At 38.7% G+C, this 22661-nt stretch carries 23 protein-coding genes and 1 riboswitch; of the genes, 7 read left to right on the top strand and 16 right to left on the bottom strand.

What is annotated here, in order from left to right:
• Nucleotides 1–124: 124 nt before the first annotated feature.
• Complete coding sequence (locus F606_RS0110385; protein WP_019553818.1) at nucleotides 125–595, bottom strand: chemotaxis protein CheW; 471 nt, start codon at nucleotides 593–595, stop codon at nucleotides 125–127.
• Between the two features lie 22 nt (nucleotides 596–617).
• Complete coding sequence (locus F606_RS0110380; RefSeq protein ID WP_019553817.1) at nucleotides 618–1667, bottom strand: PocR ligand-binding domain-containing protein; 1050 nt, start codon at nucleotides 1665–1667, stop codon at nucleotides 618–620.
• A 220-nt stretch (nucleotides 1668–1887) separates the two neighbouring features.
• On the opposite strand from F606_RS0110380, the gene F606_RS22320 reads away from it, so the two are divergent.
• Nucleotides 1888–2229 (top strand): helix-turn-helix domain-containing protein, encoded by a 342-nt coding sequence (locus F606_RS22320; protein ID WP_019553816.1) that lies wholly within the window; start codon nucleotides 1888–1890, stop codon nucleotides 2227–2229.
• A 186-nt stretch (nucleotides 2230–2415) separates the two neighbouring features.
• Here F606_RS22320 and F606_RS0110370 read toward each other — a convergent pair whose 3' ends face one another.
• Nucleotides 2416–4131, bottom strand: a complete 1716-nt coding sequence (locus F606_RS0110370) for a methyl-accepting chemotaxis protein (protein WP_019553815.1) — start codon at nucleotides 4129–4131, stop codon at nucleotides 2416–2418.
• Nucleotides 4132–4326: 195 nt separating this feature from the next.
• On the opposite strand from F606_RS0110370, the gene F606_RS0110365 reads away from it, so the two are divergent.
• Entirely contained in the window at nucleotides 4327–4557 is a 231-nt protein-coding gene (locus tag F606_RS0110365; protein ID WP_026329343.1) for a helix-turn-helix domain-containing protein, read from the top strand.
• Nucleotides 4558–4784: 227 nt separating this feature from the next.
• On the opposite strand, the gene F606_RS0110360 is transcribed toward F606_RS0110365, so the two are convergent.
• The 5 genes from F606_RS0110360 to F606_RS0110340 all read right to left on the bottom strand — a co-directional run bounded on the left by F606_RS0110360 (nucleotide 4785) and on the right by F606_RS0110340 (nucleotide 9167).
• Nucleotides 4785–5486 (bottom strand): PAS domain-containing protein, encoded by a 702-nt coding sequence (locus tag F606_RS0110360; RefSeq protein WP_026329342.1) that lies wholly within the window; start codon nucleotides 5484–5486, stop codon nucleotides 4785–4787.
• A complete protein-coding gene (locus tag F606_RS0110355) occupies nucleotides 5483–6670 on the bottom strand; it encodes a sensor domain-containing diguanylate cyclase (protein WP_026329341.1) in 1188 nt (395 codons plus the stop codon). The genes F606_RS0110360 and F606_RS0110355 overlap by 4 nt, the downstream gene beginning before the upstream one ends.
• Before the next feature lie 286 nt (nucleotides 6671–6956).
• The gene (locus F606_RS0110350) at nucleotides 6957–8066 is read right to left on the bottom strand and encodes an Acg family FMN-binding oxidoreductase (RefSeq protein ID WP_019553813.1); all 1110 of its coding nucleotides are present in this window, start codon (nucleotides 8064–8066) and stop codon (nucleotides 6957–6959) included.
• A 22-nt stretch (nucleotides 8067–8088) separates the two neighbouring features.
• Nucleotides 8089–8655 carry a hypothetical protein gene (locus tag F606_RS0110345; protein WP_019553812.1) on the bottom strand — a complete coding sequence of 189 codons (567 nt, stop codon included), beginning with the start codon at nucleotides 8653–8655 and terminating at the stop codon, nucleotides 8089–8091.
• 80 nt (nucleotides 8656–8735) lie between these two features.
• Entirely contained in the window at nucleotides 8736–9167 is a 432-nt protein-coding gene (locus F606_RS0110340) for a MarR family winged helix-turn-helix transcriptional regulator (protein ID WP_019553811.1), read from the bottom strand.
• A gap of 204 nt (nucleotides 9168–9371) precedes the next feature.
• Nucleotides 9372–9514: riboswitch (cyclic di-AMP (ydaO/yuaA leader) on the top strand.
• 112 nt (nucleotides 9515–9626) lie between these two features.
• On the opposite strand from F606_RS0110340, the gene F606_RS0110335 reads away from it, so the two are divergent.
• From F606_RS0110335 to F606_RS0110315, 5 genes are all read left to right on the top strand, one after another.
• Nucleotides 9627–11471 (top strand): APC family permease, encoded by a 1845-nt coding sequence (locus F606_RS0110335; protein WP_019553810.1) that lies wholly within the window; start codon nucleotides 9627–9629, stop codon nucleotides 11469–11471.
• Between the two features lie 257 nt (nucleotides 11472–11728).
• Nucleotides 11729–11959 (top strand): helix-turn-helix transcriptional regulator, encoded by a 231-nt coding sequence (locus F606_RS0110330; protein ID WP_019553809.1) that lies wholly within the window; start codon nucleotides 11729–11731, stop codon nucleotides 11957–11959.
• Complete coding sequence (locus tag F606_RS0110325) at nucleotides 11956–12552, top strand: hypothetical protein (RefSeq protein ID WP_019553808.1); 597 nt, start codon at nucleotides 11956–11958, stop codon at nucleotides 12550–12552. The genes F606_RS0110330 and F606_RS0110325 overlap by 4 nt, the downstream gene beginning before the upstream one ends.
• 293 nt (nucleotides 12553–12845) lie before the next feature.
• Entirely contained in the window at nucleotides 12846–13172 is a 327-nt protein-coding gene (locus F606_RS0110320) for a DMT family transporter (protein WP_019553807.1), read from the top strand.
• Between the two features lie 35 nt (nucleotides 13173–13207).
• Nucleotides 13208–14470 carry an aminotransferase class I/II-fold pyridoxal phosphate-dependent enzyme gene (locus F606_RS0110315; protein WP_019553806.1) on the top strand — a complete coding sequence of 421 codons (1263 nt, stop codon included), beginning with the start codon at nucleotides 13208–13210 and terminating at the stop codon, nucleotides 14468–14470.
• 237 nt (nucleotides 14471–14707) lie between these two features.
• Here the strand turns inward: F606_RS0110315 and F606_RS0110310 are convergent, their stop codons facing one another.
• The 8 genes from F606_RS0110310 to F606_RS0110275 all read right to left on the bottom strand — a co-directional run bounded on the left by F606_RS0110310 (nucleotide 14708) and on the right by F606_RS0110275 (nucleotide 22349).
• Nucleotides 14708–15715 carry a glycosyltransferase family 4 protein gene (locus F606_RS0110310; protein WP_019553805.1) on the bottom strand — a complete coding sequence of 336 codons (1008 nt, stop codon included), beginning with the start codon at nucleotides 15713–15715 and terminating at the stop codon, nucleotides 14708–14710.
• Between the two features lie 41 nt (nucleotides 15716–15756).
• A complete protein-coding gene (locus F606_RS0110305; protein WP_019553804.1) occupies nucleotides 15757–16836 on the bottom strand; it encodes a hypothetical protein in 1080 nt (359 codons plus the stop codon).
• Complete coding sequence (locus F606_RS0110300) at nucleotides 16833–18092, bottom strand: glycosyltransferase family 4 protein (RefSeq protein ID WP_019553803.1); 1260 nt, start codon at nucleotides 18090–18092, stop codon at nucleotides 16833–16835. Before F606_RS0110300 ends, F606_RS0110305 begins: the two co-directional genes overlap by 4 nt.
• Nucleotides 18093–18147: 55 nt before the next feature.
• Nucleotides 18148–19155 (bottom strand): glycoside hydrolase family 130 protein, encoded by a 1008-nt coding sequence (locus tag F606_RS0110295; RefSeq protein ID WP_019553802.1) that lies wholly within the window; start codon nucleotides 19153–19155, stop codon nucleotides 18148–18150.
• Nucleotides 19156–19458: 303 nt separating this feature from the next.
• Nucleotides 19459–20103: an amino acid ABC transporter permease gene (locus F606_RS0110290; RefSeq protein WP_019553801.1), complete on the bottom strand. Its 645-nt coding sequence runs from the start codon at nucleotides 20101–20103 to the stop codon at nucleotides 19459–19461.
• A complete protein-coding gene (locus tag F606_RS0110285; RefSeq protein ID WP_019553800.1) occupies nucleotides 20100–20771 on the bottom strand; it encodes an amino acid ABC transporter permease in 672 nt (223 codons plus the stop codon). The genes F606_RS0110290 and F606_RS0110285 overlap by 4 nt, the downstream gene beginning before the upstream one ends.
• A complete protein-coding gene (locus F606_RS0110280) occupies nucleotides 20772–21590 on the bottom strand; it encodes a transporter substrate-binding domain-containing protein (RefSeq protein WP_019553799.1) in 819 nt (272 codons plus the stop codon).
• Nucleotides 21591–21617: 27 nt separating this feature from the next.
• On the bottom strand, nucleotides 21618–22349 hold the full coding sequence (locus tag F606_RS0110275) for an amino acid ABC transporter ATP-binding protein (protein ID WP_019553798.1): 732 nt from the start codon (nucleotides 22347–22349) through the stop codon (nucleotides 21618–21620).
• Between the last annotated feature and the right edge of the window lie 312 nt (nucleotides 22350–22661).

Below are 22661 nucleotides of genomic sequence, written 5' to 3'. Positions count from 1 at the left end.
GTTTTTTTATAGAAACTATTTAATTATAAGTTAAACAAAAGATTCGCGCTGGCGATCAGCCGCAAGAAACTCCCGACAAAACGTTACCCCATTCGTATGTAGATAAGTGCTGCCGTGTCATCGTTTAAACGACTAATTTATCAGGAAGTGGAATATCTGCCAAATCTTCTTGTCCTAAAACCTTTTCCGGATCCAATATAATAATCAGACGTTCGTCAATTTTGCCAATACTCTTAATATAATGATTCGCAAAACCGTTCACACAATTCGGTGGTATTTCTAAATTTTCATCATCCATCTTCACAATGTCTGTAACTTCATCTACAATCCATCCAGCAATCGAATCATAAATATTCAACATGATAAATTTGCTTTCATCTGACATCGCTTCATCCGGTAAATGAAATTTATTGCGCAAATTATATAAATACTTAATTTGTCCACGTAAATTTATAATGCCTTCAATCGTTTTTGGCATACCTGGCAATAATTGAATTTTAAATTTTTTTGCACGCAAAATTCCATTTACTGCCAAAACATCAATACCATATTCTTGATCATCTACGGCAAATACAACTAATTGTATACTAGCCAATATGGCTCCCTCCTTTACTTTTTTATTTTTCTGTTGCCAGCACCGTGAGTTCATCTGTTAAACTGTTGATTTCTTCAACACTGGCCGTAACTTCTTCAATCGCTGCGGCTTGCTGTTCAATGGTTTCCGTTGTAGCATTCCCCATAACCACTGTTTTCTCTACCGACTCTTTAATAATGGTCGTAAGTTCTTTAATTCGGCCCACCGTTTGTTTCGAATCATCCGATAATTTTCTGATTTCCTGTGCCACGACCCCAAAGCCCAGTCCTGCTTCACCGGCTCTAGCAGCTTCGATCGCTGCATTTAAACCTAAAAGTCTGGTTTCATCCGCAATATCTTTTATAAAATCCATCACTTCATCTATTTTTCCAGTAACTGTGTTTACATTTTTAATTTCGTTGTTTAAATTCGTTTGTGTATGGCTTACCGTAGATGCCGATGCTGCGAGTTCCTGCATGGTTGCCGATATTTGGCCGATCCCATCACTCAGTGTTTCAGATGCCGTCTGCAATTTCATTTTCTGATAAGCTTCGCGAGACATATTATTGGCTACAATAAAAAGTACATTGGCTGCAGCTTCAATCCGTTCTCTCGACAAGATCCGCACATCTTTAACCGCTTCAATAAACCCTTCTTCAGCAACACCTATTTCTTTCGCAACTTTCCGATATTTATCCTCAATTGGTTCTTCTGCCAAAACCTGCCCGCCTAGAATCGTTCCAATATGATGTCCCTCAAGCATAATTGGAGCCGCAAAATCTATTACACCAGCATGGCATTCATAAACAACAGGTTTACCAGTGCGAGCAGCTTCATCTCCACCTTTATGATGAGATTCCGCACAGCGCTTGTCACCACAATCAGTCGAATGGACAAAATCCATGCAAAACCGTGTATAACTACTAGGATTTGTAACAGGCTTACCATCTGCATCAACGGTTACACTTGCTACCCCCACGCCTTTGGCAAAATCATCTTGAAATTGTTGCAGAAATCCAAGATCAATTACATCGGTCAATGTAATTTTATCTAAGTCTACCTCATGCCCAGCTTTTTCTTGATACTTACTCATCTCAATCTCTCCTTATAAATACAATGTTTTTTATTTTAAAGCATATGAATTATTAAGTCCTGAAAATCATATGCTATATTTTTTTAAGCCAACAGGTGTCAAGTCTCTTTTTAGTGTAATTCCTATTTTATTGGAAGTCAATAGCAATTCTATTATTCTTGGATTAGACTCTTTTTATATTATTTTTTTTGTATCATAGACTACATGGAGGTGAAACTAATTGAAACTAGGAGATCGCCTACGCCAAGTAAGAGAAGTTTCCAAGCTATCACAAATACAAGTAAAAGAACGCACAGGCATCAACAACAAAACATTATCTAATTATGAAAACAATGTTAGCTCTCCAGATCCTTATACCCTGAAAGTATTAGCGGATTTATATGTTGTAACAACAGATTGGTTGATTTGTGGACAACAACCTATTCCATACAAAATTCCGCCGGCTCTTATCTCGATATCCACTGAGGATTGGAATTTATTAAAAAAACTAAATAAACTATCTCCTAAAAAACGAAAAGCTATCGAAATATTAATATCCGACGACGATATACTCGATACTTAAAGAGTGAGTTCTTTTATGTTAAGTTGCAACCACTTGACCAAAAGCTGAAGGAAGCACGCACAATACGCAGTGAGTGCTTCCTTCCTACTTTTGCACAAAAAAAGGTCACGAATCGTTTTCATAAACAATTCGTGACCTGGGGTTCTCCGGTTTACTTCATTAAAAATATTGGATTGTATCTCTGAATCAAATTCTAAACTTTTTAACTTCTGTTTGAAGACCAACGGCAAGCTGCGCTAACGCCTGACTAGCCGAGGCAATTTCTTCCATCGAGGCAGATTGCTGTTCGGTAGCGGCTGATACCGATTCCGTTTCACCAACAACATGTTTACTAAAGCCATCAATTTTTTGAACGGATACCACAATCTGCTGGCTGCTAGTTGCCATGTGTTCAATTGCTGTTGAAATTCCCTGTACTTTTCCAGTCACTTGATTCACTCGTTTGGCAATATCTTCGAAGGCTTGTCCAGATTCTGTAACAACTTCTGCACCGATTTTCACTTCATGGGTTCCAGTATTCATTGCCTGCACCGCATTTTCTGTTTCGCCTTGAATTTGTCCGATGAGTTCCGCAATTTGTTTTGCCGCTTCTTGTGACTGTTCCGCAAGCTTACGCACTTCTTCGGCGACAACGGCAAACCCACGGCCTTGTTCCCCAGCTCGAGCTGCTTCAATGGCAGCATTCAGTGCCAACAAATTGGTCTGTCCGGCAATTCCAGAAATCGTATCGACAATCTGACCAATTTCCTTGGACCGTTCACCTAGTTTGCTAACGACCTGCGCCGATGAAATAACCGTATTTTCGATCGATTTCATTTGTTTTACCGCTTTGCCGACTGCAATCGTTCCTTTTTTCGCCTGTTCTTCGGTTTGCAGCACTTGATGCGTAACCTCATTCGCCCCAGCCGATATTTCTTCGATACCCGCAGATATCTGTTCTACGACCCCTGAAGTATCATCGGTTGCTTTCATTTGTTCTACTGCAACATTAGCCACATCTGTAATAGAAACAGCAACCTGGGTTGAAGCCTGTGCCGACTGTTCAGCACTGGCTGTTAATTCTTCAGAAGAGGCCGCTAGCTGTTCAGCGGAAACATTGACATTTTTCATTAAGCGGCGAAGACTATCCCGCATACTGGCTAAAGCATCGGCCAGCTGACCAACTTCATCGCTGCGCACCAGCTTTCTAGGTTTATCGCGAAAATCACCATTTTCAAATTCTTTACAAACTGAGACCATGAGCCCCAGTGGTTTTGTAATAACTTTACTGATATAAAATCCACTAAACCCAAGTAAAAGAAAGGCCAGAAAAAGAATTCCCAATGAAATTCGATTTGCCTCACTGGCACTATTTTCACTGTCCACTTTCATCTGCTCCGACAAATTCGAATAATAATCTGCAAAATCATCTAAACTTTTTGCAAAAGCAATAGAAGCTGGGTACACATCCTTTTCATATAAGGCATAGGCTTCGGCATTTTTATTTTGCAGTGCTAAATCAAGCACTTTACTCCGTACCGTACGAAAGTTAGCTGTTGCTGTTTTGATATTGGCAAACAGTTCCTGTCCTTTCGCATCCATTTTCATTTTTTCCAATTGACCATACACTGTATTGGTATTACCCGCGATATCATCAATGATTTTCTTTAATTCCTGATTTTTCGAATCATCTTGCGTAATCATTAATTCCAGGAGGGCAGTATTTGCTTTGGCAATATCGGTACGAATACCATTGATTAATTTCACCGGCACTAAGCGATCCTCATATAAAACCGTCAGATTTGTATTTGCTTTTTGCAAATAGACATATCCAACACCACCGACAACACCTACAATAACAAGCGCAATAATCACTAAAATTCCGATTTTGAAACTTACTTTAATATTATCTAAAAAGCTCATGTAACTCACCCTTTCCCCTGATATCTTTTTTAAAATCTTACTTGATTCAATTGCGCATTATCCGACCATTTTACATTAATTATATCCCCAATTCACCATAAGTGCAATATTGTTAAATTTTTTTATTTCACAATAAGTGCCACACGCCTTAAATTGAAGCTATCTATAATTTTATCTGAAGGGAGGAATGTAATGATGCGAACTAGTTATGACGACCGTTATCGTCAAATTGCCAAAAAAATAATTTATTATCGAAACCTCAAAGGATTTTCACAAGAAGCCTTCGCCGCTAAAATTGGTATCAGCAAAAGCTACTTAAGTAAAATCGAAGCACCTAACTCCACAAAAGCCTATTCATTGGACGTTTTATTCGCAATTGCTGATGGCTTAGAAATGGATATTGCCAGTTTTTTCATAAGTAATTAAGTAAAGTACCACTCGTTGGTAAAAAAAAGCATACGATACACCACCTCAGCGTAAAATAGTTACATAAGAAAAAGGATAGTTACCCGTGTGTTCATAAAACGGATAGCTGTCCTTTTTCTTGCGAGATGGAAAAGCAGCTACTCAACCCCCCTCAGAATTAGTGCCGCGACAGCTTCTATTTCTATTTGCGTCAATATAATATACTCCTCTTCCACATAATAAAAATTTTATTTTGTTTTATATGCTGTAATATCATGGCAATGCAACAAACAAACATCACGACCTTCCGTCCATTGTATCCTTGAAACTGCAGCCTTGAACCACAAGTTTCGTTTTGGCAAATAAACTTCCTGTGCGACATGATCCAGTGAATCTGTGAGAAAAAGCATTGGACAATAATCGCAGGGTCCATCTTCGCAGCTAATAAACTCGTAACAGCGTCCACCAATTTTATTTGCTCCAAAAAATTCAATTGCTTTTTTATTTAAAAACAGTGTTTCGTGAGATTTTTTATCGATAACGTACACAAAGGAATCAATATTATCCAAAATTTCCAATGTTTGTAAGTGTACAACCTGTAATTTATCCATAGCTCTTTTTTTTAGCAAAAAAGTACTTAAAATTTCTGCCGTAAAAGAAAGTGATTCAATTTCATCGCTTTTCCACATTCGGGCATATTCGTTGTATTCAAAACCAATAAATCCAGCCGCAACACCTCCTTCTATCATTTGGCATTCGAGCAAAGCTCGCACGGGGGTACCTGCAAAATATTGTCGCAGTTCGTTTGGCAGCATTGCAATATTTACACAGCTAAAAATTCCGTTTTCATCAAAATATGGCTTAAATTTCTCAGCTGCTTCCTTTGGAATATCTTGTTGCTCGGCTTGTCTGGATTCAACATCATAGTTGCACCATTCAAACGTATTCACATACCCCCCACTGACGTTTGTTCGAGAATAAACATTCGACTAATATCATACTTTTCACCAATCACCTCCAAAATTAAATTAATAGCCACATTTGCATCTTTCGTGTGATAGAGAATTTTAAAAACATATTCAATAACATTTTCATGGAAACTTTTTTTACGACGTTTTGTACTATCCAATTTCTGTTTATCTATTCTTGCATTGTTATATGCCGCCTCTGGTAGTTTTTGATGATATAATGCATAATTATTTTTCCCATGTTCTTTTACATAATAAAGGGCATGGTCTGCTTTATTGAATAAATCTGTAAAGAAAGTACCATGATCCGGACAAAGGGCAATGCCAATACTCGCTGAAACCGCATAAGTCTCTCCATTACTGGAGTACGTCCGCTTTAAATATTTCAACAGCTCCTGCGCCTTTTGCTCGATAAGTTCCAGTTTACTGATATTCTTGATCAAGACGATAAACTCATCGCCGCCAATTCGTCCCACAATATCCGTCTCACGAAATGTTTTTTCAATACGCTGCGCCAAGTCAGCAATCACCGCATCCCCAAACAAATGGCCAAAATGATCATTTACTTCTTTGAATCCATCAATATCAATAATAAATAATGCCTGTTTTTTATCCGGCAGACAACTGTTTTCAAGATATTCAGTAATCAGCGTGTTGGCTGTCATTTTATTATAAAGTCCCGTTAATAAATCTTTTTGCGCCTGATAACGCAGCAGCTCAAATTCTTTTTTCTCCTCATCAATATTTGTCATCATGCCAAGCAGTCGATCAGGGTGTACATCATCAATATACCGTAAAATCAAACGCAGCCTAAACCAAACATACTCTTGGTCTTTATTTTTGAGCCGCATTTCGATTTTTAGATAATTTTGTGCAAATGACAATTCGTCAGGACTGGTTTTAATTTTATTTACATATTCAAGCAATACATCCTTATCATCAGGATGCATAAAAAAAATTTTTTCTATGTTTTGGCTAAAATTTTCCGTAATCGGATCATGCCCAAAGTTAAGTTTCCAATTCGCTGCAGCAAAAAAACAATCTGGATTGATTTGCCACTCAAACATCACCGCTTCACTAAGTTCAGCTAAAATCCGATAACTATCCACATCAAATTGCCGTAAACGCGTCATATTCTCACTTTTTCCTTCCTTAATAAATTTCATTTTAAAAACCCACTAAAAAAGGCACTTCTATAATAATACAGATTATGCCTTAAAATTTTTATTTACATAAAATACTCACTTCAATTGTTAGCATTCTACCAAAACTTATCCAAATATGTCATATTATTATGAATTATCTTTCATGTTTGATTTATACAACCTGATATAATAAGAAATTATTCTTAAATTGTAATTTCTCCATCAATAGAAAATTCCCTTTATCCTAATTTTAAACAAAAAAATAATGCCAGACTCTGTAAGAATCCAACATTATCGATAAATAAGATCATAAAAGGATTGTCTCCCTTGCCATACGAGGGCTTACCGGCATCGGATACGCAGCCGTATATCCGACCCGCAATAAAAGCTGCAATTCATGTTTCATTCCTAATTTCTCGGCTGCGACTTGCTTAAAAGTCTCTTCCTCAATTAGCTGATTCATCGGATGAATCGCAATCTTATGCTCCCGCAAGGTAAGCCAGATTCGTTCTAGTTTACGTCCGACATTAATAAGTCCTTGTCTTGATGTCGCACTTGTAATTAAAAGCCAACCACTTCCGGCAGCGGTTTGTTCTTTTATTTTTTCAATCGTCGCTTGCCGAAAATCGTGTCCAAGCACAGATTTATCCGTATAAAAATTTTTCACATACCACCTGGAAACCCCCTCAATTTCCATCGTTTCAGCAGTTAGTCCATTGCGAAATTTCATAACATCACGATTGGGCCAGCGAATCCATTTTGCCAGTTCGATCTGTGCAGCTTCTTTATAAGTCTGTGTTTTGTTAGCCTCTACTGTCATTGCAGCTAAATACTGCCCCTCCATGGATTTCTGAGAAAAATAAAACCAAGTCTCTTTCTGTTCACCGACCAAAAGATCGATGTCTTCCGGTGACAACAATGTTGGCAGCATGTTATTGCGCAGGGTACGACGCATTTCAATATGGCTACAATCCGTGGTGTAAGGTATGGTCCCTTTGTAAAACGTAATATCAATGACGGCCTGGCTCTTAGAGTTTTCTGGTACAAGTTGTGATTTTACCGCATATCCGTACTGCTGTGCAGCTAAAATAAGGTTCTCTAAAAAAGCGCCTAGTGAAATCAACATTTCTCGATTGCCGCGATCAATCACAGTCAGCCATCTCGACTCTGCTGTTCCCAAAATCCAATGATTTTCTGTTAGAATCTTCACCGTCCAAGGCTGCGCATTATGACCACTCGGTGCTAAGGATGCAAAGTATAAAATAGCGGCATGATCCGCATCAAGTCCTTCAACACCTTGAGTCAGCCCCTGACGTCCCACGGTTTTTAGCTCATTTAATGAACGAAACAGCATTGTTCCACCGCCTGCTGTGAGTAACATCAATCCACTCCGAATAAGAAAACTTCGCCGATTCATGCTTCATTCCTCCATAAAAAAGTCATTCTTTGGGGGCTAAACGTAGTTGATTGATTTTATCACCAATTATGACAGACGCATTTTGAACGGCTTTCTGAACAGTTACTTTTTTACCAACTCCGGTATATGGTATCCATGTTGTATTTTGATCTGTACCAGTCACAATCTCTCGCATGAGATATTTTTGATTATCCCGATCATATAGACAGATTTTCAAGGTTGCTTGAGAGCGAAGTTGTTTGTAGCATATAATATCTTTAAAATCAGATTTTGTTGGCAAAATTTCTACAAATAAAATTTGCTTAACATTTTTTTGTATTGCCAGTGCTTGTAGATCGGTTTGCTCTAAATTTGCTGCATCCACTGATTCAGCAAGAACCAGCCCTGGTATTTGACCTTGCAGCTGCTTATAAACCAGATCGGTAAGCTCCGCACCATAATTTTCTTGTGACAAATCACCGATCACGAGCAAAAGCTGTTGTTCCTTATGGGGGGAGGTGGCCGCAGACCCTGCGAGCACTACGGGGCTTGCCGTAACAAAAAGCAGCAACACAACTGCTGCAAAAATAAAAGCTTTTATATGCTTCATAAAAATCCTCATTTCATTAATTTAGTTTTATAAAACTAACCATTGATTTATATAAAACCCGCTGGATGCGGGCAGTATTGTTACTGTGTTATTTTGTTCAGCAACTTAACAAATTGTGTTTTTTCAACCTCGGTCAAACTTTGTATAACTTGACCGGCAAACTGATAATATCCCTGATCTTCGATTTCAATCAAACGTTTGCCTTTTTCTGATAAACTAACATGGACAACACGTAAATCACTTTGTGATGCAGTTTTTTCCAAAAAGCCACGCTGCAGAAGTTTATTCACAGCAACCGTTACCGTTGATTTTTGTACACCAAATATTTCAGCAAGTTCAGTAATCGTCGGGGTTATGCACTTTTTTATAGCATGAAGGTAATGTAGCTGTGTTATGGACAAGTTAAATAATTCCTTGCCATCTGGTACTTGCTCTTTATGTTTCCTCATACATAAACGCATTTCATCAGATAAAATGTTAATCGCCTTGACGATAAGATCTTCCGTTGCCATATTCAAATTCCTCTTTCAGTAATTAGTTTCATACAACTAATTATATAGTCATTGAAAATTTTGTCAAGCAAAAAAGATCAAATAAAATCGTTGTTGGAATGTAAATTTTTTACACTTCATTTATAATAAATAAAAGATAAAATTTTACAATAAAAATTTATCTTTTATTTATACTAGTGAAGGTGTATAATGTGATTCATACAAAAAAATTAATGGCTTAGTTCTTATTGTAAGAAGCGGAGGAACCAAAACTTTTGGGGTTAATTCTATTCAAAGGAATAGAAAGGATGTTTTTCTCTTATCATCCTACCCGTCAGCTAACTTCGTCGGCCAAAATTAGGGGTACAAGACCACCCATGGTCTTTTTTTTGTGCATTTTTTATCAGATTGACAATCCAAAATGCTATGCGTTTTTTTATAAATATATTTTTATATATTAACTGGAGGTTGACACAAACTATGATGCGTTTGCTTAGGCGATTATTAATCGGCAGGCCGTTGCACAATCAAGAAATTTCAAATGAAAAACTTTCAAATTGGAAGGCCCTAGCTATTTTTTCTTCGGATGCGCTCTCTTCGGTCGCTTATGGACCAGAGCAAATTATGATCATCCTAGCTGTTCCAGGGCTTTTAGCATACGGCTACTTAAGCCATGTTGCGATAGCAATTTTACTATTATTAGCAATTGTAACGATTTCTTATGTTCAAGTAGGTAAAGCGAATCCTGGCGGCGGCGGTTCTTATGCGGTAGCCATTGAAAATCTGGGTGAATTCCCAGCATTAACGGCTGCAGCTGCCCTATTTGCCGATTATACACTCACGGTAGCAGTTAGTGTTTCAGCAGGCACAGCCGCCATCATTTCAGCGTTTCCTGATTTATTGCAATATGAAGTAAGCATTGATTTACTGATCTTATTTTTAGTTCTCATGCTCGTTAATTTACGAGGTATACGCGAATCTTCATCTGCTTTCGTTTTTCCAACCTACGCTTTTATTTTTGGTATTTTAGCTTTGATTGCAACTGGTATTTACCAAGCGGTTACACAGCAAGCACCAATTATTCCAACTGAATCACTCGAACGCAATTTTGACTGGAGTATGGTCTTATTATTATCGAGAGCTTTCGCCAACGGCTGTAGCTCCATGACAGGTGTCGAAGCTATTTCAAACGGTGTTCCTATGTTTAAAGAACCTGCAGTTAAAAATGCAACCAAAACAACATTTTGTATGTCAGGCCTGCTTGGCTTTATGTTCATTGGTATTTCGTTTTTAATCATGCATTTTCATATTTTACCACTGTCCGATGCTACTTCTTTATCAAAAATAGCAGAATTAACCTTCGGTCGCAGCTGGTTTTATTATTATATCCAAATCACTACAATGTTAGTGCTTTATTTAGCTGCAAACACATCCTTCAATGGACTCCCTCCGCTGTTGTCTATCTTAGCCCGTGATGGCTATATGCCGCGTTATCTTGGTGAACGAGGTGAACGGCTTAGTTTTTCGAACGGGATTGTCTTATTAAGTATCGCTGCCGGTATTTTGATTTTCATTTACCAGGGAAATACGGATCATTTGATTTCTCTATACGCAATTGGTGTCTTTTTATCTTTTACCATTGCCCAAACAGGGATGATTATCCATTGGCGCCGCGTCAAGGGATCATACTGGGTTTTACGTGCTTCCATCAATACCGTTGGTGCTATCGTAACAGGAATTGTTGTCTTGATTATCGGCATCAGTAAATTCACCCATGGAGCCTGGATGGTTCTCATTTTTATCCCAGTGATGATTTTTATTTTCAAAAAAATCAAAGGTCATTATAATAATATGGCTGAACAACTCCATCTGCCAATCGAAGATATGAACCCTGCTTTTACAACAGAAATACAAGGCGGGCAAAATATCGTCATCGTTCCAATTTCTAGTCCAACCAGTGTAATCGCGGAAACCTTAAAATATGCAAAATCCATCGGCGATGATGTCATGGCTGTTCATATTGCTACCAATGAAGAAATTGGTAAAAAGGTACAAGAAAAATGGAATTGCTGGAATCCAGGTATCAAATTAGTCACAATTTATTCACCATACCGCCTCGTTGTACAGCCGCTAATTGATTTTATTGAAGAACTATCCAATGAAAAAGGTCCGAATGACTATATAACCATTCTGATCCCAGAATTTGAAACAAGAAAATGGTGGCATCGACTTCTTCATAATCAAACTGGTTTGATTTTACGAACACTGCTCATTTTAAAGAAAAATGTTATTGTCTCAACGATACCATTTCATCTAAAAAAATAAAATATACACTCAAAAATAGCTGTCGCCAGCGTTTTTTCAACGCTAGCGACAGCTATTTTTTTCGTCAGTTTCAACAAGAAAAAATCTTTTTCCAGCCATATGTAGAAAGAGCAAGGGCACCTGTGGCTCCATATTGGTTTTATAATGACTACTCGCAACTATGCAGTTTTATTTTTTGACCAAATAAGTACAATAAACTTGACATAAAGATTATTTTATTATACAATAATCTTGTAAAAAGTAGAAAGGAGTTAGAAATGACTAAATTGATGATGCAATTAAAGTTAGTGAATCGTTTACCTGTTTTTCGTGCTGAAACAAAATTGACACAAGAACAATTAGCCAAGGCTATAGGCGTAACACGTGCAACAATTGTTGCGATTGAAGGCGGCGGGTATAATCCATCTTTAGAATTAGCTTTTCGCATAGCCCGTTATTTTAAAACAGATATTAATAATATTTTTTCAATTGAGGAGGAAACAAAATGAATAAGTTGGATGGTATTTTACTAAGGGTTTTTATATATGAATTACCAATATTGCTAATTTGGTTTATTTCTATTTTTGCACTTGGTTTGGCAACTGCTGCACAAAATAATTTTTATGCAGAAATTTGGTATGATTTTGGTGGGTGTTTTATATTAAGTTCATGGATGATTATTACTATTTATTTAAGTATTCGTTTAATCGTATCCGATGTACTGCGTGATAAAATACTCTCAAAATTGATATTGCTTCGGGAGAGAGATGAACGTGAAGTTAAATTAACTGGAGAGGCCACTAAAACGACAATGCTGACCACACTAGCCGTCTTACTTCTTTTATTTTGTTTATCTTGTTTTCAGTTTTCAATTTCGTATCTACCAACAGAACAAATGATCGACGGAAAAACAAAAGAAATCTCCCTCGGGTTAAGTCTTAATGCGTCAGAACATTCGCAAGCAGCAAGTTCAGACCAAGATCAAGTAAATAATATAATATCATATAGTGGTTTGCCAGTTTCAAACACCATGCTAATTATAGGAATCATTGGCTGGCAAGTTTTATCGTATAATTATTCCATGAAGCATAAATTTAAATGAAGTAATCGTTTAAAAAGTGCAAGAAAAAATTGTATTATCTCAACGATACAATTTTATAAAAAAATAAACATCCAATAAAAAAAGCCACGGTATTGAATACCCTGGCTATTTTTATGTGAAAAAATATATGAACGAAGTACAAAGCTGTTTCGTATACTGTATGTTAGTCAAAAAATGAAGTCACATATTGATAACGCAAAGATTATCCTACTCTTTCATTGTGTTTTCAGCATAAAGACATATACTATGATAAAAATATACGTCAAGTAACTTTAAAAATTGGAGTGTATAAAATGGAATGGATTTATTTACTAATAGCCGGCTGTTTAGAAATTGTGTGGGCAATTTCATTGAAATATACAGAAGGCTTCACCTGCTTTTGGCCGTCAGTACTGACCGGTGCTGCTATGCTTGGCAGTATTTTCTTATTGGATGAGTCGTTAAAAGACATTCCCATTGGTACAGCATACGCCGTCTGGACTGGTATTGGTGCCGTGGGGACAGCCATTATCGGTATGTTTTACTTAGGTGAACCGAAAGAATTTGGCCGAGTTTTTTGTATTATTTTAATTGTTCTCGGCGTAGTCGGTCTGAAATTTAATTTTTTTACTATCAAATAAATGGGAAATCAATACTATATTTTAGGAGAGTTACTATGAATAAATATGATCTTGCCATGAAAAACTCATTACAAACAGCAGAAAAAGAACTTTGGGGCTTCGAAGATTTTGTTGAAAGCGCTGTGGATGAAGGATTTTTTCATGAACTGTTAACCACAACAAAACCAGTCGGACCAACCATCTGTTATGAAGATAAAGAAATGATTAATTTTGCCAGTATTAATATACTAGACTTTCATCAGGAAAAAGATGTTTTAGACCATTTTCATACTGCTTGCGGTACTTACGGCCTAACTACCGGCGGATCACGCGTGACGCAAGGCGTCTGTGAAGCCCATCTCTCTATGGAAAAAGAACTTTGCCATATCACAGGCAAAGAACGTTCAATTTCATTTGCCAGCGGTTTATTGGCAAATATTGGGTTTATCAATGCAATGACAAGTAAATTTAATTTCAGTCCTACCTGTAATATCAATAACAGCGACACTGTTTTTATTTTAGATCGAGACTGCCACTGGAGTTTGTGGAAAGCAGCCTCCCATTTGGAATTTGGTAAACAGCTTTTTGCTTTTCGTCATAATAAGGCCGAAGATTTAGAACGTGTTTTAGCAAAAGTATCGCAAAAGCACGAAAAAATTGTCGTCGTTTTTGAAAGCGTGTATTCAGCGGATGGCTCCATTGCTCCCCTTGGACAAATACTCGATACCTGCGAAAAATACAATGCACTAAGTTATGTCGATAATGCAAATGGATTTTTAATCTATGGTCCGGAAAATCGTTTATTCGCCGAAGAATTTGCCGCAATGCGGCGAGCCACGTTTGTTATGGTTTCCTTTTCTAAATCAATTGGTTTAGAAGGCGGTGCCATTGCTGGTCCGAAAGAATATATCCATGCTTTTGAAGTTCTCTCCGGTACCTCTTTATTTACGGCAGCTATTCAGCCGCCAACAGCGAGCACCATTTATTATATTATGCAAAAACTCCAAAACCATCCTGAAATTATGAATAATTATTTGAAACGGTCTTTGGCTTTAAGGCAGCGTTTAGAAGAAAAGAACTTCACGCTCAGCCCTGTTCCATCCTATATTACGTCTGTACTCATTGGTAATGATGAAAAAGCCGTACACGTATATGATGCGTTTTTACAGGCAGGTTTAATTGTACCGATGTTTCGTTATCCGGCAGTAAAACCAGATCATGCCTTGATTCGCATCATGCTAAATGCCCATCACAAGGCTGAACACATTGATAAGTTGATATCCGTATTAGAACATTTAAAATTTAAATATCAATTTTAAAAAAAATATTACAATACATATAAGTTGCATTAAAGAAATTGCATGTAGACTATTATGTTACCAGGAATTTGGTATAGGGCATCGTTTGCTTCCTACGTAACGCTACTCAACCCTATACCAAATTCCTGACGATTGATATAAAATATTTAATGCAACTTATACAGATAAAAAAAACAGCCGCTAGAACACTTTTTAAAAGTGTTTTCTATTGGCTGTTTTTTATCTGTTTAACTAAAATCATAAAAGCAAGATCTTTTTATAAACTTCAATATAATCTTTCACCATTCGTTTTTGGGAAAAACGTTCCTCTACCGTTTTGCGGCAAGCCAAGCGGTCAATTTTTTTAATGTCTTGCAGCCGTTCGATCATTTCAGCCGCATTCGTCACTAAAAATCCATCAACACCGTTCGTAATGATTTCCGGCATAGAACCTTTCTTGAAAGCAATTACTGGTGTGCCACAAGCCATTGCTTCGACTATAGTCAGTCCAAACGGTTCATTGAAGCCAATTGGATGTAGAAGAGCCAATGCATGTCCCAGTACGCGATCACGGGCATCTGGCCCCACCGAGCCAATATACGTAATATCATGATTCAGATATGGTTTTACACATTCATCATAATAGGCCTGATCCTGAATAATCCCCGCGAGCACCAGCTTCATTTTAGCAGAACGAGCCACTTCAATGGCTTCTTTCGTTCCTTTATCAGGATGAATTCTACCAAAATACACTAAATAATCCCCCGGTTTTTCACGCATCGTAAACCGTTCGATATCTATACCATGATAAACCGTCCCGATGTAGTCAAGCTGATCACTGCGATCCGCATCACTAATCGATACATACTGTGTTCTTTTGTTATATTTTTTATAAACCGGTAGAATTTTTTCTGAGGAAAACCCATGAATGGTTGTCACCATGGGTGTTTTGATTAAAGCACTATATGTCAACGGCAAAAAATCATAATGATTGTGAATCAGATCAAATTCATTCGCATGCTCCATCACTTCTGATATATGCATCGATTCCCAAACTTTAACATCGATGCTTCGATCTTCTTCATATGGACTCGGACAAACACCTACAAGTTTAGCCGCTGTTTGTGAATCACCCGTGGCAAAAAGCGTAACATCCAGTCCTTCTTTAACCAGACCTTCTGTCACCAACGAAACGATTCTCTCCCATGGACCATAATGACGCGGTGGCGTTCGCCACGCGATTGGTGCCAGCATTGCAATTTTCAAAATAAAAATTCCTTTCTGTTTTTAACCCGCTACAAAGTCTTTTATCGTTCAAAACAACTTTGATTCGTCATAAAGGTTGGTGTCGTAAGATTGTGTTTTGACAAAGCCAATTTTGCCATAGTGTACCCGACGATACTTTCCGCACCTTGATTTCGATTGACTCCCGTTGGGGTAATGCCATCAAAGCAGCCTCCGGTTTCTGGATCAATCAAACTCTGTCCCAACGAATTTTCGCCTAAATACCAAGCAAAACTTTTTTGGGCAAATTCAAGCATATCCGCCTGTTCTGTAATTTCAAAGGCAACCAAATGTGCCAATGTTGACATTGAAGCTTCAACTGGCTGCTGATCATACAAAGCTGGTTCTTTGTCTTTTTTATACCAGCCATCACAGCCAACAGGACGGAAAAATCCATCACGAAACGTAACTGTGTCAACAAAAGCCAAACTTTTACGGGCAATATCGAGAAAGCGCTGTTCCTTCGTCGCACGATATGCAATAAACATAGCCCATGGCAAAACTGTATTATCATAGGTCAATTCATCTTCAAACCACTGCCACTCACTCGTTTTCGTACATTTGTCAAAAGAATCTGCTAACTGCGTAGCAATTTCGCAAATTCTTAAATGTGCCGCCTCCGTCTTAAGAAAACCTAAGCCAATCAATACATAAGCCTGACTTCTGATGGATTTGATAGCAAATAATTTTGTATCCAAAGCAGCAGCAACAGCTCTGGCGCAAACATCTTGTACCCCTTTTGGCATAACCGTTGATTCCATTGTATATCCTAGTGCCCAAAGGCAACGACCAAAACAATCTTCAGACCCCTCCGCTTCGATAAACTTACGATCGTATGTCATAAAGTTACGAAAGCGTCCCGTTTCATTTTGTGAATACAATACAAATGCCAAATAACGATAAACTAAAGCCAAATAGCTCTTTTTCTGTTCTTTTTCATACAGCATGACTGCCATAATGAGCGCTCGAGCATTATCATCTGTCGTATAACCTTTGGATAGATCCGGTACACCAAACTTCGCATGCTGAAACATCCCCGTATCATCTGTCATGCGAAATATATGTGTTTTATCAAGCTGGCTTTCAAGGGCAAGTGTGTTCATGCTTTCATCCCCTTCACTTGACTGGTTTTATTAAACGAAAATGTCATTTTTTTTTCAAGTGGAACGAGTGGTATCTGGGTATCACTTGTCAAAGAATTCCTATTTTCATCAATAGTCTTTAGACATAATTCCACATATTGACTCGCTACATTTTCCCAGGTCATCGTCCGACCTACAGCCATGGTCCTGATTTCCATATCCGCTTTTCGCTCAGGATTGCCAAGAACCGTTCGTATACAATCTGCGAGTGAATCTTCATCTCTAAATCGAGCTAAGAGGCCGCGGCCTTCCCCTAGCATCTCTTGTGCATAGCGATAAGGTGTCGATATAATAACCCGTCCGTAACCCATGGCATAGGCCAATGTGCCACTGACAGCCTGTTCAGCTGACAAATACGGTGTCAAATACATATCGGATAATTGTAAATAGGTGATGACCTCTTCTTTGGTCAAATATTTATCAACAAATTGGACATGATCTCTCACGCCTAATGTTTCTGCCAAATCCATAAGGCTCTGCCGATAGGCTTCACCCATTTTTTCTTTAACGGTAGGATGTGTCTTCCCCAAAATCAAATAAATAACATCATCATATTGTTTTACTACTTTTGCCAAGGCTTGAATTCCGTATTCTAACCCCTTTGCCGGACTGATCAAACCAAAGCTGCTAATAATTTGTTTATTTTTGAGCGCCGGATAATACGACTTCAGTTGTTCACGTGATACCATTTTCATACTCGGTACACCATGTGGTATAAACATGATTTTACGTCCGGCAATATCATAGCTGCCCTTTAGCACCGGAATTGAACTTTCTGCCATCGTCACGACTTTTGTGCTCAGTTTGCCAAGTTCACGTAAAACAGATCTCTGTTTTGACGTCGGGCGAAGTAACACTGTATGCGTCGTAACGATAAAAGGGATTTGCAGTTCTTTCGCAAAATCAATAACATATTCACCTGCGGTTCCGCCAAAAATACCATATTCATGTTCAATAATAACCAAATCGACATGTGTATTGGCCCAAGCAGCGGCCTCCTTATAACTGGAACGATCTTCCTGTTTCACATGAAATGCAACACGTGAATCCGTGTATTCTTCATTTTTTGTCATTGCCATAATGCAGGTTTGCACGGAAGAAGTTTCTGTATTTTCATCAATTGCATTTACCAAATCTTCCGTAAATGTAGCCAATCCACATTCTTTCGGTGGATACGTACTTAAAAAAGCAATGCGCTTAGCGATATTTGTCTTCATTTTTTCTTATCCTTTCTTTCTCTTTTTGCTCTCTTACCGCCAAAATTTCCGTCTATTAATAAAAATCACCATGTGACGGTTCCGGACAGCGGCAGATATATTCTAACAACTCGCCGATTGTACTTGTAGCCAATGCAATACAAGTATCGGCACCGCCATAATAGATTCTGATAACCCCTGTTTTTTCATCCAACACCCAGCCACAAGAAAATACTACATTTGCAACATCGCCTTGTGTTTCATAAGGCATTTCCGGTCCAAAAATCCACTCATCGCTGCGATGCAATACTTTTAAGGGGTTTTCTAAATCAAGCAAAGCAAGTCCGAGTCGATACAAACAACCCGACCCAGTTTGCCGTACGCCATGATACAAAAGCAGCCATCCCTGAGGGGTTTCTAACGGTGGTGCTGATAGCCCAATTTTTCCACTGTCCCACCAACCGCCAGAGCGTGCATGCATCAAAACCTGCTGGTCGCTCCAATGAGAAAGATCATCCGAATAAGAAAGCCAGATATGAGCACCTGCTACATAGCTTGCAACAATCGGTCGATGAATCAAAACCCATTTATCATTAATGCGCCGCGGGAAAAGTGCTGCATCTTTATCTTCCCCGCTCGTAATCGCTCCCAGCCGAGAAAATGTTTTAAAATCTTCGGTTAATGCCAAGGACACCAGCGGACCGCTTTGTGAAAAAGCTGTATAGGTAATCGCCCATTTTCCTAAGGACTCCAAACGAGAAATACGCGGATCTTCAATGCCCCATAGTTCTTCCGGATGATCATAAATATCGGGTTCCATAGTCGGTATACTATCGATTTGCCAATGGTCGATTCCATTGTCACTAATCGCCGTTGTTAAATGTGAAAATCCTCGACGATCTTCCACCCGTACCAACAAAAGTACTTTACCTTCAAATATAGTTGCCCCTGGATTAAATACAGAATGCACTGGATAAGTCCAATTATCTGCTGTTAAAATCGGATTATTCGCATGCCTGCGAAAAAGTTCTTTAAAAGTATTATCATCATTTTTTAATTTCGTTGTAAATTTCCCTTTTCTCATAAGAAGCACTCCTTTTTCTATTTCACTGTTAACGGTGCTATCTATGTTCGAATAAAAAAACCGCCCTGCAAGATATTGGATCGTATGTGTAAACGAGTCATGCGCACACTTAATCTAGTACCCCTAGGCGGTCAAACTACAATATGGCATTAGCACTCACCGTCGTTGACTGCTAATAGTGTTGTCTTAAGTATACAAGAAAAAGTTGATTCTGTCAATTTTATCACGCACAAAAGCGTCCCCTGTTATTTGTAGAAAGCGAAAATGGGCTGTCTCAAAATTTGAGACAGCCCACCTTTTCCGTCAATAACTTTTACAAATCATTTTATGCTGCACCCGCCGTGCATAAACCGAAATAGCATAATTCATAATAAAATAAGTTGCGGCAATCATGCCAAACAACGTAAAAACTTGTTCGGTCGTACCATAACGTCCCATAATAATCATCCCTTTGCCAGTTAGATCTTCAATCCCAACCGCCCAAACAAACGAAGTATCCTTGATGACCGTCGTACACTGGGAAACGAGCGGCGGAATTACATTTCGCAAAGCCTGCGGCAAAACAATATGCCGCAAAATAGACCACGTACTAAACCCTTGTGCCGTCGCTGCTTCCCATTGTCCCTTATGAATTGATTTCAAACCACCACGGACAATTTCAGCAATAATCGCCGTTGTGAACACCGTCATGGCTGCTACACCAGCCTGAACCGGTGGCAAAGGCGTCATAAAACGAAATGCCAAGATAAACAAAAGCAACGGGGTGTTTCTGATGATTTCAATATAAGTCGCCGCCATATAACCCGGCCATTTTCCTTGAAATCGTAAAACACCAAGCAAAATACCAAAGACCAAACTGAGTACAATCGAGGCCGACGCTATATAGATGGTCGTCAGCAACCCCTGTCCTAAAAACAATAACACTCCTGGTTGAAAAAGTTCACTCATGCCGACACCTCCAACCGACGTTCCAAATATTTTGCATAGGTTGCCAGCGGCAAGCAAAGTGCAATATATAAAAGCCCCGTAATAACATAAGCCGGACCGTAATACAAATTGGAACTGGCCCAGGAATCTGCATGGTACATAAGTTCTCCACCCGCAACCATTGCCATAACGGAAGTGTTTTTAATAAGATTAACTGCAAGATTCGTAAGCGGTGGATACGCCATCCGTTTTGCCTGTGGCAAAATCACATACCGCATCGCCCCCCAATACGAAAAGCCCTGCGCATATGCTGCTTCAAACTGTCCTTTGGGTGTTGATAAAATCCCCGCCCGCACAACTTCGGCAACATAGGCTCCATGATACACACCAATTCCCAGCATTCCTACCCAAAATACAGGCAGCATAACACCTAAATAAGGCAAGCCATTATATAGAAAGAAAATCTGAATAACTAATGGTGTATTTTGGATAAATTCTACATAAATCCGATTTAAATAACGAAGCGGCTTTGTCTGCGCCGTACCCATCATCCCAAATAAAATACCCAGGACTAAAGCCAAGACCAAGGCCAAAACAGAAACGAGAATCGTCATACCAAATCCTTCAGCAAATACCTGCCAATCTCGTAAAACTGCCTGCCACTTAAATAGGGCAAAGGGACCCGGCATTTATTTCAAGCCCCATTTTGTCAAAATTTTATCCAATTCACCTGAAGATTTCATATCTGCAATGGTATCATTTGCAACTTTTGTTAAACCTTCATTCCCTTTTTTAGCCGCAACACCATATAATTGTGGGCTGTAACGAGCTGGTAAGATGACCGTTGTATCATCTAAATAACCGGCAAGAATCGCACCATCGACTGAAAAACAATCAATACGTCCAGAATCAAGCGCCGTTTTTATTTCCGGATATGTTCCAAATTCAAGGATATCAATTTTCAGATTTTGTTTCTTGATTTCATCCATTAAAGCCTGTTTGCTCGTTGCACTTTGCGCAACCCCAATTTTTTTGCCATTCAAACCAGCTAAATCTGTAATGCCTGTATCTTTTTTCACCATCAAAGCTACACCATCTTCAAAATATGGATCAGAAAAATTATAGCTTTGTTTACGTTCTTCTGTAATCGTAAAGGTAGCGATTACAAAATCAACTTCGCCATTATCCAAAAGCGGTCCACGCGTCTTAGCGGTAACTGGCTGTACTTCAATTTTACTTTCGTCACCTAAGATTTTTTTAGCTAAAGCACGCGCCAAGTCAATTTCCATCCCGTCTACTTTGCCGGTATTCGGATCTTTAAACCCAAATTTTGGTACATCCACTTTAACACCAATTTTCAAAACGCCGCGATCTTTTACCGCTTTAATATCTGGTGCATCCCCGCTTCCCGAAGAAGCTGTTGGAGCCGGATCACTGCCACAACCAGCAGCAAATACCAAACTAAGTCCCATAATCAAACTAAGTACTAACGTAATAATCTTTTTCATAATAATTCCACCCTTCATTTGCTAAAATTATACTGCATGAGCAATTCTGCTTAAAAACTGTCTGGTACGATTATGCTTAGGGTTCGTGAAAAATTCCTCTGGTGTATTTTGTTCTATAATCTCACCATCGGCCATAAAAATCACACGATCGGCTACTTTACGGGCAAAACCCATTTCATGCGTTACGACAACCATCGTTATTCCCTCACCCGCCAAAGCAATCATAACATCCAGAACTTCCTGAATCATTTCCGGGTCCAGCGCCGAAGTTGGTTCGTCAAACAACATAATTTTCGGTTTCATATTCAAAGCTCTCGCAATAGCAACCCGCTGCTGCTGACCGCCTGAAAGCTGCGCTGGATAAGCATTGGCCTTATCTTGAAGTCCCACACGATCTAAATAAAGAAGCCCTGAAGCAATGGCTTCATCTTTGCTGATGCCCTTTAATTTGATCGGTGCCAAAATCAAATTTTCTAAAACGGTCATATGCGGATATAAGTTAAACTGTTGGAACACCATCCCCATAGATTGTCGTACTTTCGCTACCGCGGCCGGTGTCGTAAGAAGATTAACCTCATCGACCACCACACTGCCCTCTTCCGGTTTTTCTAAAAGATTGATGCAACGAATGAGCGTACTTTTCCCCGAACCACTTGGTCCAATAATAACTACTTTCTCACCTTCGGCTACTTCCAGATTTACACCATGAAGTACATGTAGTTCACCAAAATACTTATGGATATTCTCTAATTTAATCAATGTCTACACCTCTTCTTTCGATACCGCAAAAAAACAAAAAGAAGCCATCAAAACTCTCAACTGAGTCTCGGCAGCTTCTTTGCTGAATAAACGTATCCATTTTTTCACACCCACACATTCAAAGCAAGCAATTAACTTTTTTCTCATGTTGATACAATATATCATAACAATCTAACGTGATTTTTGCAATAAAATCCAGTTATGTATACAGAGTACATTGTTCCGATATACCGGTGGTGCCACCATCTAGAAAATCGTCCCCATTTTTATTAAATATCCCTTGCCTGCCTTGAAACAGCCGTCTCTTCCATT

The organism is Propionispira raffinosivorans DSM 20765 (assembly GCF_000381065.1).
GTDB classification, from domain to species: domain Bacteria; phylum Bacillota; class Negativicutes; order Selenomonadales; family Selenomonadaceae; genus Propionispira; species Propionispira raffinosivorans.
This window is presented reverse-complemented; position numbering and strand designations above follow the sequence as displayed.